Source organism: Pseudomonas sp. LW8 (genome assembly GCF_041956865.1).
Classification (GTDB): Bacteria; Pseudomonadota; Gammaproteobacteria; order Pseudomonadales; family Pseudomonadaceae; genus Aquipseudomonas; species Aquipseudomonas siliginis.
In genome coordinates this window covers 3344607-3361604 of sequence record NZ_CP168138.1, presented here as the reverse complement: position 1 = coordinate 3361604, position 16998 = coordinate 3344607, and the positions used below count along the sequence as shown (strand labels likewise).

13 protein-coding genes are annotated in these 16998 nt (G+C 59.9%); 7 read left to right on the top strand and 6 right to left on the bottom strand.

Translation table 11 applies throughout. The annotated features are described in order from the left end of the window. Positions 1-35: 35 nt before the first annotated feature. Positions 36-1475, bottom strand: a complete 1440-nt coding sequence (gene hydA / locus AB9L16_RS15170) for a dihydropyrimidinase (RefSeq protein ID WP_150635021.1) — start codon at positions 1473-1475, stop codon at positions 36-38. 624 nt (positions 1476-2099) lie between these two features. On the opposite strand from hydA, the gene AB9L16_RS15165 reads away from it, so the two are divergent. From AB9L16_RS15165 to AB9L16_RS15150, 4 genes are all read left to right on the top strand, one after another. Then, on the top strand, positions 2100-3584 hold the full coding sequence (locus AB9L16_RS15165; RefSeq protein ID WP_305380982.1) for an NCS1 family nucleobase:cation symporter-1: 1485 nt from the start codon (positions 2100-2102) through the stop codon (positions 3582-3584). 235 nt (positions 3585-3819) lie between these two features. Beyond that, entirely contained in the window at positions 3820-5103 is a 1284-nt protein-coding gene (locus AB9L16_RS15160) for a Zn-dependent hydrolase (protein WP_095180318.1), read from the top strand. A gap of 201 nt (positions 5104-5304) precedes the next feature. Next, positions 5305-6801 carry a helix-turn-helix transcriptional regulator gene (locus tag AB9L16_RS15155; protein ID WP_095180256.1) on the top strand — a complete coding sequence of 499 codons (1497 nt, stop codon included), beginning with the start codon at positions 5305-5307 and terminating at the stop codon, positions 6799-6801. Between the two features lie 140 nt (positions 6802-6941). Further along, positions 6942-7199, top strand: a complete 258-nt coding sequence (locus AB9L16_RS15150) for a DUF1652 domain-containing protein (RefSeq protein WP_024013284.1) — start codon at positions 6942-6944, stop codon at positions 7197-7199. A 1081-nt stretch (positions 7200-8280) separates the two neighbouring features. Here the strand turns inward: AB9L16_RS15150 and AB9L16_RS15145 are convergent. The 4 genes from AB9L16_RS15145 to AB9L16_RS15130 all read right to left on the bottom strand — a co-directional run bounded on the left by AB9L16_RS15145 (position 8281) and on the right by AB9L16_RS15130 (position 11824). Further along, positions 8281-9048, bottom strand: coding sequence for an SDR family oxidoreductase (locus AB9L16_RS15145; RefSeq protein ID WP_041480848.1), 768 nt, complete (start codon positions 9046-9048; stop codon positions 8281-8283). Between the two features lie 37 nt (positions 9049-9085). Then, entirely contained in the window at positions 9086-10153 is a 1068-nt protein-coding gene (locus tag AB9L16_RS15140; protein ID WP_095180255.1) for a phosphotransferase family protein, read from the bottom strand. A gap of 163 nt (positions 10154-10316) precedes the next feature. Further along, complete coding sequence (locus AB9L16_RS15135; protein ID WP_095180254.1) at positions 10317-11285, bottom strand: 2-hydroxyacid dehydrogenase; 969 nt, start codon at positions 11283-11285, stop codon at positions 10317-10319. 155 nt (positions 11286-11440) lie between these two features. After that, on the bottom strand, positions 11441-11824 hold the full coding sequence (locus tag AB9L16_RS15130) for a tautomerase family protein (protein ID WP_375122327.1): 384 nt from the start codon (positions 11822-11824) through the stop codon (positions 11441-11443). A gap of 248 nt (positions 11825-12072) precedes the next feature. Between AB9L16_RS15130 and AB9L16_RS15125 the strand changes: the two genes are divergently transcribed. The 3 genes from AB9L16_RS15125 to AB9L16_RS15115 all read left to right on the top strand — a co-directional run bounded on the left by AB9L16_RS15125 (position 12073) and on the right by AB9L16_RS15115 (position 14022). Then, entirely contained in the window at positions 12073-12267 is a 195-nt protein-coding gene (locus AB9L16_RS15125) for a hypothetical protein (RefSeq protein WP_150635027.1), read from the top strand. Between the two features lie 49 nt (positions 12268-12316). Further along, positions 12317-12487: a hypothetical protein gene (locus AB9L16_RS15120; RefSeq protein WP_163032915.1), complete on the top strand. Its 171-nt coding sequence runs from the start codon at positions 12317-12319 to the stop codon at positions 12485-12487. A 254-nt stretch (positions 12488-12741) separates the two neighbouring features. Further along, complete coding sequence (locus AB9L16_RS15115; RefSeq protein WP_095180251.1) at positions 12742-14022, top strand: HAAAP family serine/threonine permease; 1281 nt, start codon at positions 12742-12744, stop codon at positions 14020-14022. A gap of 191 nt (positions 14023-14213) precedes the next feature. On the opposite strand, the gene acnB is transcribed toward AB9L16_RS15115, so the two are convergent. Continuing rightward, positions 14214-16823, bottom strand: a complete 2610-nt coding sequence (gene acnB / locus AB9L16_RS15110; RefSeq protein WP_039763151.1) for a bifunctional aconitate hydratase 2/2-methylisocitrate dehydratase — start codon at positions 16821-16823, stop codon at positions 14214-14216. Positions 16824-16998: the final 175 nt, after the last annotated feature.

Below are 16998 nucleotides of genomic sequence, written 5' to 3'. Positions count from 1 at the left end.
AGCGAGCCTGCTCGCGAAGGCCGAAGGCCTGGCTGTCAGCGTTTCACCGCCGTCGGCCTGTGCAACTCCGCCCGCTTGCTCAACAAATCAAACACCGCCGGATAGGCCGGCCGTTCGATGTAGCGTCCGGCGCCGCGTTCGGCGCGCAGGTCGCCGTCGGCCCAGACCACGCGGCCCTGGCTGACGGTGTGGCTCGGCACGCCGCGCACGGTCTTGCCTTCGAAGATGTTGAAGTCCACCTGCTGATGGTGGGTCTTGGCGGAAATGGTCCGTGTGCCTTGCGGATCCCACAGCACCAAATCGGCATCGGCGCCCACGCGGATCGCACCTTTGCGTGGATAGAGATTGAAAATCTTCGCGGTGTTGGTGGAGGTCAGCGCGACGAAATCCTGCATCGACAATCGTCCGGAGTTGACGCCTTCATCCCACAACACTGCCATGCGGTCTTCGATGCCGGCGGTGCCGTTGGGAATCTTGCTGAAGTCGTCGCGCCCGGCGGCTTTCTGCTCGGCGCAAAAGCAGCAGTGGTCGGTGGCGGTGGTGTGCAGATTGCCGTTCTGCAGCCCGTGCCACAGCGCCTCCTGATGGCCGCGCGGACGAAACGGCGGGCTCATCACGTAGCCGGCAGCGGTCTGCCAGTCCGGGTGTTGATAGACGCTGTCGTCGAGCAGCAAGTGCCCGGCCAGCACCTCGCCGTAAACCGGCTGGCCCTTGCTGCGTGCGTAGGTGATTTCGTCGAGGGCTTCCTTGGTGGAAACGTGCACCAGGTACAACGGCGTGCCGATGGTTTCGGCGATACGGATCGCCCGGCTCGCGGCTTCACCTTCGACCTGCGAAGGTCGCGACAGCGGATGCGCTTCCGGCCCGGTAATGCCCTGAGCCATCAGCTTGCGTTGCAGGTGATAGACCAGCTCGCCATTTTCCGCGTGCACGGTCGGCACCGCACCGAGTTCCAGGCAGCGCTCGAAACTCGCCACCAGAGTGTCGTCGGCGGCCATGATCGCGTTCTTGTAGGCCATGAAATGCTTGAAGCTGTTGATGCCGTGGTGGCTGACCAACTCGGCCATTTCCTCGCGCACCTGCTCGCTCCACCAGGTGATTGCGACGTGGAAGCCATAGTCCGACGCGGACTTTTGTGCCCAGCCGCGCCACTGATGAAACGCTTCCATCAGCGATTGCTGCGGATTGGGAATGACGAAGTCAATGATCGAGGTAGTGCCGCCGGCCAGACCGGCAGCGGTGCCGCTGTAGAAATCTTCGCTGGCAACGGTGCCCATGAACGGCAACTGCATGTGCGTATGCGGATCGATGCCGCCGGGCATCAGGTACTGGCCACTGCCGTCGAGCACTTCTGCGCCGGCGGGAATGTCGAGGTTTTCACCAATGGCTTTGATCACGCCGTCAGCGCAATAGACGTCGGCGCGGTAACTTTCATCATGGGTAACAACGGTGGCGCCACGGATCAACAGAGACATTCCGGATTCCTCGCAGGCATGACCGACTTGTGCCGGTTCTAAATGTTTTATTGAAGTACAGCGGCGCAGTTCGTATTCCTGTCATCGCTGTCAGGAATAGAAACTAGTCGCGATTTCAAGAATGATCAAGAATATTTTTTATAAGCTTATAGCTGTTTCAAGCTATTGATAAATAAAGGTAAAAACGAGAAATCACCAAAATGGGTAGGGCGCTCACCATTTTGACGCACTTGACAGGATGGAAATATGAGCAAGATTTCCTATGTGAAATCAGCCGCTTGAAGTTGTGCTGCGGTTGCGGGTTCACCGACAAAAATAAATGCAGTGCACCAGTTTGAGTCCTGACACTTCGGACAACTTGCCCGACGTTTAGCCTGAGCGTTCAGACAAGTTTTCCCGGACTCAGCGAATATTCAATTAAAACTGATGAATATCAGAAAGTTGCAAAGCGTGCAGTGCACCGCCCAAGCGTTCAGCGCCAGACCCGGCACGTTTATTGATGCCGCCGCTGACACCATGGCCGGTGCGTGAAAGTTGTCAGTTCCTCCGGCCATCGTCCGGCTGGCGCCGTATGCGCTCGCCGCCTGATGAGCAAAAAATAATCAGAAGAACAGTGGAGCGGCCATGCAACAGACCAGATCACAAGTGACCGAGCGCGACGGCTTGTTCGAGCTCGAAGCCGGCAACGACGTCCTCGACAGCCCCCGTTACAACCACGACATGGCACCGACCAAGGTGCGCGAACGCACCTGGAACAAATGGCACATCACCGCGCTGTGGGTCGGGATGTCGATTTGCGTGCCGACCTACACCCTCGGCGGCGTGCTCACCGCGTATTTCGGCTTGAGCGTCGGCGAAGCGCTGCTGGCGATTCTGTTTGCCAACGTCATTGTGTTGATTCCACTGACCCTCAACGCCTTCCCGGGCACCAAGTACGGCATTCCGTTTCCGGTGCTGCTGCGCTCGTCGTTCGGCATTCTCGGTTCCAACGTGCCGTGCCTGATTCGCGCGTTGGTGGCGTGTGGCTGGTTCGGCATCCAGACCATGTTCGGCGGACTGGCGATTCACCTGTTCCTCGGCTCGGTGTTCGAGGGCTGGAAATCCCTCGGCGGAACCGGCGAGGTGATCGGTTTCATGGTGTTCTGGGCGCTGAATCTGTGGGTGGTGATTCGCGGCGCCGAGTCGATCAAATGGCTGGAAACCTTGTCGGCACCGTTGTTGGTGGCGGTGGGCATCGGCCTGCTGGTGTGGGCGATGCCCAATGTGTCGATGACTGAATTGCTGGCGATCCCGCCCAAGCGTCCGGAAGGCGCCAGCGTGGTCAGTTATTTCGCGGCAGGGCTGACGGCAATGGTCGGCTTCTGGGCCACGCTGTCGCTGAACATTCCCGACTTCAGTCGCTACGCCAAGAGCCAGAAGGATCAGATCCTCGGGCAGATTTTCGGTCTGCCGCTGACCATGTTCCTCTTCGCCGCGCTAGGGGTGGTGATGACCGCCGCATCGGTGAAACTGGTCGGCGTCACCGTGTCCGATCCGGTCACGCTGATCGGGCATATCCAGAGCCCGGTGTGGGTGGCGGTGGCCATGGCGCTGATCATCGTTGCCACACTGTCGACCAACACCGCCGCGAATATCGTCTCGCCGACCAATGACTTTCAGAACATCGCGCCGAAGGTGATCAACCGCACCAAAGCGGTGTTGCTCACCGGTCTGGTCGGGCTGGTGCTGATGGGCCATGAACTGCTGAAAAAGCTTGGCCTGATCGTTTCCGACATCAGCCTGGAAACCGTGTACTCAAACTGGCTGCTGGGCTACTCGAGCCTGCTCGGGCCGATCGCCGGGATCATGGTGGTGGATTATTTCCTGATCAAGAAACAGCGACTGGACCTCGCCGGGCTGTACCGCGATGACGTGTATCCGGCGTGGAACTGGGCCGGTTTTCTCGCCTTTGGCGTGCCGGTGGCGCTGACCCTGCTGTCGCTGGGCAGCGACGCGTTCAGCTGGTTCTACAGCTATGGCTGGTTCACCGGCTCGGCGTTGGGCGGGGTGATTTATTACGGGCTGTGCGTGATGCGGGCGCAGCCTTCTGCCGTGAAAACAGCGGTGTGAGCAAGGGCCTTTTCGCGAGCAGGCTCGCTCCCACATTGGAAATGCATTCTCACTGTGGGAGCGAGCCTGCTCGCGAAGGCGATGCTCCATACACCGCCGAAACTGATCGTTCCCACGCTCTGCGTGGGAATGCAGCCCGGGACGCTCCGCGTCCCAACAGCGGACGCAGAGCGTCCATGGATGAATGCCCACGCAGAGCATGGGCACTATCGGCATCAGCATTGAGGAGATCCCCATGAACGCAGCCGTCGACGTTCTGCAATCCACCCATCAGCACATCAACCGCGATCGCCTCTGGGCCTCGCTCATGGAACTGGCGAAACTCGGCGCCACGGTCAAGGGCGGCGTCTGTCGCCTGGCCCTGACCGACCTCGACCGCCAGGCGCGCGACCTGTTCGTGCAGTGGTGCAAGGACGCCGGTTGCAGCGTCACGGTCGATGCCGTCGGCAACATTTTCGCCCGGCGCGCCGGGCGCAACCCGAGCCTGCCGCCAGTGATGACCGGCAGCCACATCGACACCCAGCCCACCGGCGGCAAGTTCGACGGCTGCTTCGGCGTGCTCGCCGGCGTCGAAGTGCTGCGCACCCTCAACGACCTCGGCGTGGAAACCGAAGCGCCGCTGGAAGTGGTGGTCTGGACCAACGAAGAGGGCTCACGCTTCGCCCCGTGCATGATGGGCTCAGGGGTCTTCGCCGAGAAATTCACCCTCGAAGAAACCCTCGCCAAGGTCGATGCCGACGGCGTCACGGTCGGCGAAGCACTGAATGCGATCGGCTATGCCGGTCCGCGCAAGGTTAGCGGGCACGCGGTTGGCGCGTATTTCGAAGCGCACATCGAACAAGGCCCGATTCTCGAGGACGAAGAGAAAACCATCGGCGTGGTACTCGGCGCGCTCGGGCAGAAGTGGTTCGACCTGAAATTGCGCGGCGTCGAAGCCCACGCCGGCCCGACGCCGATGCACCTGCGCAAGGACGCCTTGGTCGGTGCCTCGGTGATCGTCGGCGCCGTCAACCGCGCCGCCCTCGGCCATCAGCCCCACGCCTGTGGCACGGTCGGCTGCCTGCAAGCCTATCCCGGCTCGCGCAACGTGATTCCCGGCGAAGTGCGCATGACTCTGGATTTTCGCCACCTGGAGCCGGCGCGGCTGGATTCGATGATTGCCGAAGTGAAACAAGTGATCGAGGCGACCTGCGAAGAGCACGGCCTTACCTACGAACTGACCCCGACCGCCGACTTCCCGCCGCTGTACTTCGAAAAAGGCTGCGTGGAAGCGGTGCGCGGTGCTGCGAAAGGGCTGGGTCTGTCGCACATGGACATCGTCAGTGGTGCCGGGCATGACGCGATTTTCCTCGCCGAGCTCGGCCCGGCGGGAATGATTTTTGTGCCATGCGAGGGCGGGATCAGCCACAACGAAATCGAGAATGCCGCGCCGGATGATCTGGCAGCGGGGTGCGCGGTGTTGTTGCGGGCGATGCTCGCGGCGTCGGCGATGGTGGCGGCCAGCGAGCGTGCCGCCTAAGGTAAACACACCCAGTAAACCTGTGGGAGCGAGCGTGCTCGCGAATGCGCCGGGTCAGTCACCGAATGGTCTGTCTGACCCAGCGCTTTCGCGAGCAGGCTCGCTCCCACAGGGGTTTTTTGGCGATTTTGGGGTTGTGGCACGATCCCGAGCCGCCGCGGTCGTACTCTTCACCTAGCCGCATCACAGTGTGGAGATCCAATGAGCCAGGAAGTCCTGACCACCGAAACCAACCGTCGCCAGTTGCAGCAGATCATTGCCGGGCTGTCGGACGGGGTGATTCTGCTGGAACTCGACAAAAGCATTCTCTGGGCCAACGAAGCGGCGCTGACCATGCACGGTGTCAGCACCATCGGTGATCTGGGCAGTAACGCCGACGAGTACGCCAGACGCTTCACGCTGCGCTATCGCAATAATCATGTCTTGCCGCCGGACAACTACCCGATCAGCCGCGTCGCCCGCTGCGAGGCGTTCAATGATGTGCTGATCGAAGTTTCGTCCGTGGACGACCCGGAGCGGGTCTGGGTGCACAGCGTGCGCAGCATGGTCCTGACCGACCGCGTCGGCCAGCCCGAGTCGCTGGTGCTGATCATGAGCGACGTCACCGATTGGGCCAACGCTGAGCTGCGTTTCGAAAAAACCTTCAATGCCAACCCTGCACCGGCAGTGATCTGCCGACTCAGCGATTTGCGCTACATCAAGGTCAACCCGGGCTTTCTGGAAATGACCGGCTATACCCGCGATCAGGTGATCGGCACTTCGGCCTACGAAATCGATATCTTCGAGCAGGCGGATCAGCGCGATCTGGCTGTCCAGCGCTTGCGCGATGTCGCGACCATTCCGCAGATGCAGGCAGAACTGCGCCTCCCGGACGGTGGCAGTAAACAGGTGATCGTTGCCGGTCAGCCGCTGCTGCTCAATGACGAGAATTGCATGCTGTTCTCCTTCGTCGACATGGAGCCTCGGCGCCGGGTCGAAGTGGCCTTGCGTCAGAGCGAGGAGCGCTTTGCCAAGGCTTTTCGTCTGACGCCGGTACCGATTTTGATCTGCACCGCTGACAAGCAGGAGGTCATCGACGTCAATCAGGCGTTCCTCGATACCCTGGCCTATGACAGCGATGACGTACTCGGCAAAACCGTGACGCAGCTGAGCTTCATCCACGATGACAGCGCGCGCACGCGCCTGCTGTCGGCGCTGGCGAAGAACGGTCGGGTCGATCGGGTCGACGTGCCCGTGCGCAAGAAGGACGAGGAGTTGCTGGAGTGTGCGGTCTCGGCTGACACCGTGAACATTCACGACACGTCCTGCTATCTGCTGGTGTTGATGGATATGACCGAGCGCAAGCGCACTGAGCTTGAGCTGGTCGCGGCGATTGAAGAGGTGATGAAGGATGCATCGTGGTTCAGCCGAACGCTGATCGAGAAGCTGGCCAACGTGAAGAAGATCAACTCGCCGCAGCTGCCCAGCGCCTCGTTCACCGACCTGACGGCCCGTGAGCGTGATGTGCTGGGTTTGATCTGTGAAGGTCTGGCGGACAAGGAGATCGCCGCGCGGTTGAAACTGGCGCCCAATACCGTGCGCAATCATGTGGCCACCGTGTACTCGAAAATCGATGTGCATAGCCGCAGCGAGGCGATCGTCTGGGCTCGAGAGCGCGGTTTGTTTTCGGGAGAGTGGGGCACCAAAGGCCAGCGCTGAGGGGTGCAAATGCACTAGTTACAAGGGTGCAAATTCATGTATTGGCCAAGACGTTGTGTTCTTAGGCTGGTGGGGTGCGGTGTGGGCCATTTCGGGCCTGCGATCGTGCCCCTTTTGAAACAGTCATAGGAACAACGTCAATGATGAATCTTGCGCAGTTGCGCGCTCGGCTCGAGCACAGTTTTGCGCCGCTGGCTTGTGAGTGTTCGGTGGATGGTGATCATTCGCTGACGGTCAAGTTGTATCACCGGGATTCGGGGCAGGTGGATCTGGTGATCAGCGGGCTGGATCTGGCTTCGCTGCGTACGCCTGGGGCGGTTGAGGCGTTGGTGGATGAGTTGAGGTATGAGCTTGAGAGCAATTCCTTGCGTTCTTCGCGGGATCCGGATTTGGCTTAAGCGCGCTTTGGTCTTGGCGGCCTTTGGGCCGGCCATGCTCTGGGGATTTTGGGTGTATATCCGTTTTTTTGGGTGTTGCGGCTGGCGGTTTCGCCCTTACGGCGAGTCCCTTTTGGCAAACGCCCCAAAAGGAACCAAAAGGTCTTCGCCCTGACGTTCGGCCCGCTCGCTTAGGCTCGGGGTTCCTTCGCTCCGGGATCGATCCTGGCGCAGCGGCTCCGGTTTGCTTCGCTGCACCTACACTCGCTGTGTACGACTGCGTCGTACGGTCGCTGCGCTCCCACGCCCGGATCAATCCCTCCACTCAGCCTGCCGACGGGCTCCAAGATCAAGATCAAAAGCGGTACTCGAGCTAACGCTCATCGTGTGTAGGAGCTGCCGAAGGCTGCGATCTTTTGATTTTGATTTTGATTTTCTGTGGGAGCGAGCCTGCTCGCGAAGGCGGCCTGACAGCCGACCTGATTGTTACTGAACTCACTCGATCAAAACTGTAGGAGTGAGCCTGCTCGCGATGAGGCCCTCGCCGACGACCATAATCCCAATCCAGGCTTCTGCTGGAAAATCTGCGCAAAACCGACAGCCCGAACTAGCCAATCTCCCCAATCCACTGGCGCTAACAAGGCGCTCAGCTATAAAGAATGAGTGGTCAGGTCTTCCGCGGCCGGTTGGGTTGCGGGAGTTTGTCTCTCTTTACCGCGGGTCGTCCTATGAATAATCCTGGGAAACGCGTATTGCCGTTGGCTTTTCTTGCTGTGCTGTTGGCCGGTTGTGCCAGTCCTCCACCCCCTGCGCCTGTCGCGCCGCCGCCACCGCCGGAACGTCGGTGTGAGGTGCTGGAAAATACTGAGGTTGCCGGGGATGTGTATGTGGATGGGCAGGTGACGCGCCACATCACCACTACGCGTTGCATAACCCAATAAGCCGGCCAATCCCGCGGATGCAGGAGTTCTGGATTTCGGCACCGCCCCTGTGGGAGCGAGCCTGCTCGCGAATGCGTGGTATCAGTCAAAACATAGCTGACTGACACAACGCCTTCGCGAGCAGGCTCGCTCCCACACGGGTTAGCAATTTGCCTTGGATATCAGGACAGGAACCCGCCATCCACATTCAGCGCCACGCCAGTGGTGTAGCTCGACGCATCGCTGGCCAGGTACAGCACCGCGCCGGCCATTTCGCTTGGATCGGCTACGCGTTTGAGCGGGATCTGGGTCAGTGCCTGTTTCAGAATCGCGTCGTTCTTGACCAGCGCCGAGGCGAATTTGGTGTCGGTCAGGCCGGGGAGCAGGGCGTTGCAGCGGATGCCGAATTGCGCGCATTCCTTGGCGAAGACTTTGGTCATGTTGATGACCGCCGCTTTGGTTACCGAATAGATGCCTTGGAAGATGCCCGGCGAGATGCCGTTGATCGACGCGACGTTGATGATGCTGCCGCCACCGTTTTCGCGCATGAGCTTGCCGGCTTCGACCGACATGAAGAAGTAGCCGCGAATGTTCACATCGACGGTCTTCTGGAACGCCCCCAGATCGGTGTCGAGCACGTTGCAGAATTGCGGGTTGGTCGCGGCGTTGTTGACCAGGATGTCGAGGCGGCCGAATTGTTCCTTGATCCCGGCGAAGACCTGGCTGATCTGCTCCATCTCACCGATGTGGCAGGCCACGGCTGTCGCCTTGCCGCCGGCGGCGATGATGGCGTCGGCGACGTGTTGGCAGCCTTCGAGCTTGCGGCTCGAGACGATCACGTGGGCGCCTTGCTGGGCCAGCAGTTTGGCGATGGCTTCACCGATGCCACGGCTGGCGCCGGAGACGAAAGCGATTTTGCCGTCGAGGTCGAACAACTGAGTCTTGGACATGGGTTTCCCTTGTTGAAAGTCTTGTTATTGGCCCGGATCAGAGGCTGGATTTCTGAATGACCTGCAGGCTCATCTGCTCCAGCAGTTTGTTCATGTGAATGAACTGCGCGAAGCGTTTGTCCTGCGTCTGGCCATGGTAGAAGCGGTAGTAGATCTGCTGCACGATGCCGGCCAGGCGGAACAGGCCGTAGGTGTAGTAGAAGTCGAAATTGTCGATGCGGATGCCCGAGCGCTCGGCGTAGTAGTCGACGAATTCGCGGCGGGTCAGCATGCCCGGCGCGTGGCTTGGCTGGCGGCGCATCAGTTGCACCGGTGCCGGGTCACCGGCTTCGATCCAGTAGGCGAGGGTGTTGCCCAGGTCCATCAGCGGGTCGCCGAGGGTGGTCAGTTCCCAGTCGAGCACGCCGATGATCTGCATCGGATTGGCCGGGTCGAGAATGACGTTGTCGAAGCGGTAGTCGTTGTGGACGATGCTCGACGTCGGGTGGTCGGCCGGCATCTTGTCGTTGAGCCAGGCTTTGACCGCTTCCCAGTGCGGCGCGTCCGGGGTCAGGGCTTTTTCGTAACGCTCGCTCCAGCCCTTGATCTGCCGGGCGACGTAGCCTTCAGGCTTGCCCAGATCGCCGAGGCCGCAGGCGTTGTAATCGACCCGATGCAGTTCGACGAAACGGTCGATGAAGCTTTTGCACAGCGCTTCGGTTTTCGCCGAATCGAGGCCCAGCTCCGGCGGCAGTTCGGCGCGCAGGATGATGCCTTTGACCCGTTCCATCACATAGAACTCGGCGCCGATAACGGCTTCGTCGGTGCAATGCACGTAGGCCTTCGGGCAATACGGAAAGCCGTCGCGCAATTGGTTGAGAATGCGGAACTCACGGCCCATGTCGTGGGCGGATTTGGCTTTGTGGCCGAACGGCGGACGGCGCAGAACGAATTCTTGCTCGGGGTATTCCAGCAGGTAGGTCAGGTTCGACGCGCCGCCAGGAAACTGGCTGATCTGCGGCGTGCCGGTCAGGCCGGGAATGTGCGCCTTGAGGTACGGATCGATCAGGCTGGCATCGAGTTCTTCGCCCGCGCGGATCCGGGTGGACTGGTCAGTAAGCGCCATGCTTATCCCTTCTGCTTATTTTGGAGGCCAGACATCATTGGCTAATCTAATGGCGCGCTCGGGTACTCACAAGTGCGGGTCGGTCTTATAGGTTCGCGTGTTGCTGGATGATCAACTTTGAGAATGGGGCAAAGATCGGCGCGGTTCGACGATGCCACGCGCGTTAATGCACGCGCTGGTTGTTCAACTTGGGCGGCAGGGCGACGGGAGTCAGCACCGGTTGCCCGGAGAAAAACGCCATCAGGTTTTTCCCCACCAGTTCAACGGTGCCTTGCGTGGCTTCGGGGGAAAGCCCAGCGACGTGGGGAGTCAGCACAACGTTGCTGAGGTGTTTCAGGGCATCAGGCACTTCCGGTTCGTGATCGAACACGTCCAGTGCAGCGCCGGCGATACGACGTTGCTCAAGTGCGGTGATCAGGTCTGCCGTTGCGATAACGCTGGCGCGGGCGATGTTGACGATAAAACCCTTGGGGCCGAGCGCATCGAGCACAGCTCGCGTCACCAGATGTTGAGTAGCAATGCCACCGGGCGTGGCAACGACCAGAAAGTCCGAGGCTCGCGCCAGATCGGTGGGTGTCGAGCAGAACGCATAAGCGACTTCGCTGCGCACCTGGCGGCTGTGGTAGCTGATCTGCATGTCGAAACCCAGCTCCGCACGTTTGGCAATCGCCATGCCCACGGCGCCCAGCCCGAGGATGCCCAGACGCTTGCCGGCCAGCGACGGGCGCATGATTTTCGGCCATTCACCGCGGCGCACGGCGGCATCGCAGCGCGGGATGTCGCGGACCAATGCCAGCAGCAATGCCATCGCATGATCGGCCACTGACGAGGCGTTGACTCCGGCGCCATTGGTGACGGTGATCCCACGGTCACTGGCCGCTTGCAGATCGACCTGTTCATAACCCGCGCCGATCACCGTGATGATTTTCAACGCGGGCAGGGCGCTGATCTCTTGCGCGGTCAGACCCAGCGGGCCGCGAGTGAGCACGGCATCAATGCGGCTGCCATGGGTGGCGATGGCTTGCGCACGTTCGGCTGGCGTTGGTGCGAGGATCAGGTGGAATCCCTGATGCTCAAGAATCGGCAGATAGTCATTGATCGTTTCAACCAGTACCAGAACGGTTGCGGGCATTGCGCGGCTCCTGTGATTGGCGGCGGGTGGGTCGCGAAAGTCGACTCAGAGTGCTGAATCCGCAGCGGCTTGGCAATCGTTGCATTCGCGCAGTGGTGCTTTGATTCTGGACGGGTTCGTGGAACAAGCAAGCACGCAGGCATGGGCGCTGCGAATCAGCTGACGTATTGCGCAATGCCGTTGCCAAACGACCAGTTCTCTTTCTTTACCTCCAGCAGATTGATGAATACATCCTCCAGGCGAATACCCAGTTGCGCATGCAGGCTTTCGGCAATGGTTTTGAACAGCAACTGCTTCTTTTCCACGCTGCGCCCTTCGCTGATGGTGATCTGGATGAACACCACGCCGTCGCTGCGCTGGATGCCGAGGTATTGCGGGTCGTACACGAAGTGCTGACCATCGTGCTCATTGAGAATCTGGAAGTTGTCGTGCTCGGGCACATCGATACAGCTGCGCAAGGCGGAGTAGATCTGTTCGCCGATGCGCCTGGCGAAAGTGGGGTCTGGGTTTTGCTGGATGTCGACGCGGACCAGTGGCATGGGAGGCTCCTTGGGTTATGGCTTCTCACACGCTAGATCAATGGCGGAGTTCTGGCAGGTAGTTGGTCTGGAATATTGCGGATCACTCGTATGAGGAGGCTTACGTGAATCGCGGATTTTGCCTACGGGGATGGCAGATGCGTCTGCTGGTCAGCGTGAATGGAACAGTTTGATGATAAGGGCATGACGATAGCCGTCGATGTGCATGCGAATGCTGACACCGATCCGCCAGCAGCCAAGGAGGGCAAATGTTCCATAACGATCGCGAAAATCTGGAGCTAGACAGGCTGGAAAACGAATCAAGGAAACTCGTGGCTGAATGGAAAAAGCTTCAGGCTGAAGAGAAAAAGTTATCAAGGGAGACGACGCTCTATCCAATTGCAGTGTTTGGTGGAGTCTTGACTGCAATCACCGCAGTGGCAGGGTTTTTCTTCAAGTTGTGAGTCTTCATGCTTCACGACCGTCAGGCGCATTATTCAAAGGTTAATCAGTATGAGCACATATGACCGTAAGGCACGACTGGAGCAAATTGAGCGAGAGTTCGCAGAATATGACGAAGCGGTGCGCAATAGAGACAAGCGCGAAAATGGCAAGCTCTGGTTGCTTTTCGGCTTCGGGCTGTACTGCGTTTTATTGGGTTTCATGCTCGGCATATCGCTCTAGGCGCATTCGATGACGCATGGGTGGGTGCAAAACGTATCCGTTTGCGGCATCCGACGTATCCATAAACGACCTTGTTTTTTCTATAAACGACCATCCTTGGATCTGCTCCGCACAACCATTCCTCAGCTAAGTCTTTGCTTGCATTGATTTATCACGGAGAATCGCGCCCCTGTTTCGGCCGGAGCATGTCTGTCGGTTTTTTCCGACGCGTCCTGACCGAGTGGCAAGTGACCGGAATGCGGAGATCCGACCGGATGAATGATCAGGCCAATAGCCTCGAAAAGCGCTTCGACGCAGCAGCACCCGCTGAACTTTCGAGCTGGAATCGCCAGGACACCACCTGGATGCTGGGACTGTTTGGGACGGCCATTGGCGCCGGCACCCTGTTTTTGCCGATCAACGCAGGATTGGGTGGCTTCTGGCCGCTGGTGATCCTCGCGCTGCTGGCCTTCCCGATGACGTTTTACGCGCACCGTGGCCTGACCCGTTTTGTCCTGTCCGGTCGCGAAGGCGCCGATATTACCGAAGTGGTCGAGCAGCATTTCGGTATCAAGGCCGGTGCCTTGATCACGCTGCTGTACTTCTTTGCCATCTTCCCGATCCTGCTGATCTACAGCGTCGGCCTGACCAACACGGTCGCCAGTTTCCTCGAACACCAACTGCACATCACGCCGCCACCGCGCGCATTGCTGTCGTTCGTGCTGATTCTCGGCCTGCTGGCTGTGGTTCGTTGCGGTGAGCAGGCGATCGTCAAGGCCATGAGCCTGATGGTCTATCCGTTCATCGTTGCGCTGCTGTTCCTTGCCGTGTACCTGATTCCGCACTGGAACGGCGGCATCCTCGCCACCGCCGCGCAAGTGCCGGCGCCGTCAGCACTGCTGCACACGCTGTGGCTGGCGATTACGGTGATGGTGTTCTCCTTCAATCATTCGCCGATCATCTCGGCGTTCGCGATGGATCAGAAGCGTCGTTACGGTGTGCATGCTGACGAGCGCAGCTCGCAGATCCTCGCGCGCGCTCATGCATTGATGGTCATTTTGGTGCTGTTCTTCGTATTCAGTTGCGTGCTGACCCTGTCGCCAGAGCAACTGGCTGAGGCAAAAGAGCAGAATCTGTCGATCCTGTCGTACCTGGCCAACCACTTCAGCAACCCGACCATCGAGTTTGCGGCGCCGTTGATTGCGTTTGTGGCGATCTCCAAGTCGTTCCTCGGTCATTACATCGGGGCCAGCGAAGGCCTCAAGGGCCTGATCGTCAAGAGCGGCAAACGTCCGGGCGCCAAGGCGCTGGATCGCATCGTGGCGGCGTTCATGCTGGTGATCTGCTGGATCGTCGCAACGCTTGATCCGAGCATCCTGGGCATGATCGAAACGGTCGGTGGGCCGGTGATTGCGGCGATTCTGTTCCTGATGCCGATGTACGCGATTCGCAAGGTGCCAGCGATGGCGCGCTATCGCGGTCAGGCGTCGAACGTGTTTGTTACCGCGGTGGGACTGGTGGCGATTTCGGCGCTGGTTTACAAGCTGGCTGTCTGACCTGTCACTGATCGTTCCCACGCTCTGCGTGGGAATGCCTCTTGTGACGCTCTGCGTCACGCTTGGGGACGCAGAGCGTCCGGGGCTGCGTTCCAACGCAGAGCGTGGGAACGATCAGAATGCTTGCCCGGCAGGCATAAAAAAACGCCGCTCATCTCACGATGGGCGGCGTTTTTTATGGCCTTGCAGCGTTAGGCTTGAACGACCGGGATCTTGGCGTTCGCAGCAGCTTCACGGAACTCGGCGATCTGGTCGAAGGACAGGTAGCGGTAGACATCGGCCGCCATGCTGTCGATCTTGCCAGCGTATTCCATGTACTCCTCGACGGTCGGCAGGCGACCCAGGATCGAAGCAACGGACGCCAGCTCGGCCGAGGCCAGGTAGACGTTCGCGCCGTCGCCCAGACGGTTCGGGAAGTTACGGGTCGACGTCGAGACCACGGTGCTGTTCGGCTCAACGCGTGCCTGGTTACCCATGCACAGCGAGCAGCCTGGCATTTCCATGCGTGCGCCGGCCTTGCCGTAGATGCCGTAGTAGCCTTCTTCGGTCAGTTGGTGAGCGTCCATCTTGGTCGGCGGCGACAGCCACAGACGGGTTGGCAGCTGACCCTTGACCTGATCCAGCAGTTTACCGGCAGCGCGGAAGTGACCGATGTTGGTCATGCACGAACCGATGAACACTTCGTCGATTTTCTCGCCAGCAACGCTGGACAGCAGACGGGCGTCGTCCGGATCGTTCGGCGCACACAGCACAGGCTCGTTGATTTCGGCCAGATCGATTTCGATGACTTCGGCGTATTCGGCGTCGGCATCGGCTTCCATCAGCTCAGGATTGGCGATCCAGGCTTCCATCGCTTGAGCACGACGTTCCAGGGTACGCGCATCGCCGTAGCCTTCGCCGATCATCCAGCGCAGCAGGGTGATGTTGGACTGCAGGTACTCGGTGATCGACTCTTTCGACAGCTTGATGGTGCAACCGGCAGCCGAACGTTCGGCCGAGGCGTCGGACAGTTCGAACGCCTGCTCCAGGGTCAGACCTTCCAGACCTTCGATTTCCAGGATGCGGCCGGAGAAGGCGTTTTTCTTGCCTTTCTTCTCGACGGTCAGCAGACCGTTCTGGATAGCGAAGTACGGAATGGCATGAACCAGGTCACGCAGGGTGATGCCAGGTTTCATCTTGCCCTTGAAGCGCACCAGGATCGATTCCGGCATGTCCAGCGGCATGACGCCAGTGGCAGCGGCGAACGCGACCAGACCGGAACCGGCCGGGAACGAGATGCCCATCGGGAAACGGGTGTGCGAGTCACCACCGGTACCGACGGTGTCCGGCAGCAGCATGCGGTTCAGCCACGAGTGGATGATCCCGTCGCCCGGACGCAGGGAAACGCCGCCGCGGGTCATGATGAAGTCAGGCAGGGTGTGGTGGGTGGTCACGTCGATCGGCTTTGGATAAGCCGCGGTGTGGCAGAACGACTGCATCACCAGATCAGCGGAGAAGCCCAGGCACGCCAGGTCTTTCAGTTCGTCACGGGTCATTGGACCGGTGGTGTCCTGAGAACCCACGGTGGTCATCTTCGGTTCGCAGTAGGTGCCAGGACGCACGCCCTGGCCTTCTGCCAGACCGCAGGCCTTGCCGACCATTTTCTGCGCCAGGGTGAAACCCTTGGTGCTTTCAGCCGGAGCTTCAGGCTTCTTGAACAGGTCGAACGGAGGCAGACCCAGCTCGGCGCGAGCCTTCTCGGTCAGGCCACGGCCGATGATCAGCGGGATACGACCGCCGGCACGGACTTCGTCAAGCAGCACCGGGGTTTTCATTTCGAAAGTGGTGATGACTTCGTCGGTACCGTGCTTGCAGACTTTGCCAGCGTGCGGGTACAGGTCGATCACGTCGCCCATGTTCATGTTCGACACGTCGAACTCGATCGGCAGGGCGCCGGCATCTTCCATGGTGTTGTAGAAGATCGGAGCGATCTTGCTGCCGAAGCAGAAACCGCCAGCGCGCTTGTTCGGCACGTACGGGATGTCGTCGCCGAAGAACCACAGCACGGAGTTGGTGGCCGATTTACGCGAGGAACCGGTACCGACCACGTCACCGACGTAGGCGATCGGGAAGCCCTGGCCGCGCATTTCTTCGATCTGCTTCATCGGGCCGGTCTTGCCTTGCTCGTCCGGAACGATGCCGTCACGGGCCATTTTCAGCATGGCCAGGGCGTGCAGCGGGATATCTGGACGCGACCAGGCGTCTGGCGCAGGGGAGAGGTCGTCGGTGTTGGTTTCGCCGGTGACCTTGAATACGCGCAGGCTGATCTTGTCGGCCAGCACCGGGCGCTTCTTGAACCACTCGCCGTCAGCCCAGGATTGCAGCACGGCCTTGGCGTGAACGTTGCCGTTCTTGGCTTTTTCGGCGACGTCGTGGAAGGCGTCGAACATCAGCAGGGTGTGCTTGAGTTCTTCGGCGGCGACTGGCGCCAGCTCGGCGTCGTCCAGCAGTTCAACGAGGGTGACGATGTTGTAGCCGCCCTGCATGGTGCCGAGCAGTTCTACAGCGCGTTTCTTGTCCAGCAGAGGGGAGGTGGCTTCGCCTTTGGCCAGGGCAGACAGGAAACCGGCCTTGACGTAAGCGGCTTCGTCCACTCCAGGCGGTACGCGATTGGTGATCAGGTCAACGAGGAAAGCTTCTTCGCCAGCCGGAGGGTTCTTCAGCAGCTCGATCAGGCCTGCTGTTTGTTCGGCGTTAAGCGGCTGGGGAACGATACCCAGGGCTGCACGCTCTTCGATATGTTTGCGGTAGGCTTCAAGCACAGTTATTACCCTCATCAGTGGTCCCAAATGGGTGTCCGGGACGCTCATCCCGAAATTGCCGTACTCATGCGCCTCACGACGTTGTGGGTCGTTCGGCCAGAATTACCGGCAATTCCTTACAGAAGCTGCTTTCAAAGTTTTACGCCTGCAGAACGGGGAGCTGATGAGGGTTGGC

Coding starts and splice junctions, on each gene's coding strand:
- hydA (WP_150635021.1), bottom strand. CDS start 1,475: ATGTCTCTGTTGATCCGTGGCGCCACCGTTGTTACCCATGATGAAAGT.
- AB9L16_RS15125 (WP_150635027.1), top strand. CDS start 12,073: ATGTTCCATAACGATCGCGAAAATCTGGAGCTAGACAGGCTGGAAAAC.
- AB9L16_RS15165 (WP_305380982.1), top strand. CDS start 2,100: ATGCAACAGACCAGATCACAAGTGACCGAGCGCGACGGCTTGTTCGAG.
- AB9L16_RS15145 (WP_041480848.1), bottom strand. CDS start 9,048: ATGTCCAAGACTCAGTTGTTCGACCTCGACGGCAAAATCGCTTTCGTC.
- AB9L16_RS15115 (WP_095180251.1), top strand. CDS start 12,742: ATGAATGATCAGGCCAATAGCCTCGAAAAGCGCTTCGACGCAGCAGCA.
- AB9L16_RS15150 (WP_024013284.1), top strand. CDS start 6,942: ATGATGAATCTTGCGCAGTTGCGCGCTCGGCTCGAGCACAGTTTTGCG.
- AB9L16_RS15130 (WP_375122327.1), bottom strand. CDS start 11,824: ATGCCACTGGTCCGCGTCGACATCCAGCAAAACCCAGACCCCACTTTC.
- AB9L16_RS15135 (WP_095180254.1), bottom strand. CDS start 11,285: ATGCCCGCAACCGTTCTGGTACTGGTTGAAACGATCAATGACTATCTG.
- AB9L16_RS15160 (WP_095180318.1), top strand. CDS start 3,820: ATGAACGCAGCCGTCGACGTTCTGCAATCCACCCATCAGCACATCAAC.
- AB9L16_RS15140 (WP_095180255.1), bottom strand. CDS start 10,153: ATGGCGCTTACTGACCAGTCCACCCGGATCCGCGCGGGCGAAGAACTC.
- AB9L16_RS15155 (WP_095180256.1), top strand. CDS start 5,305: ATGAGCCAGGAAGTCCTGACCACCGAAACCAACCGTCGCCAGTTGCAG.
- AB9L16_RS15120 (WP_163032915.1), top strand. CDS start 12,317: ATGAGCACATATGACCGTAAGGCACGACTGGAGCAAATTGAGCGAGAG.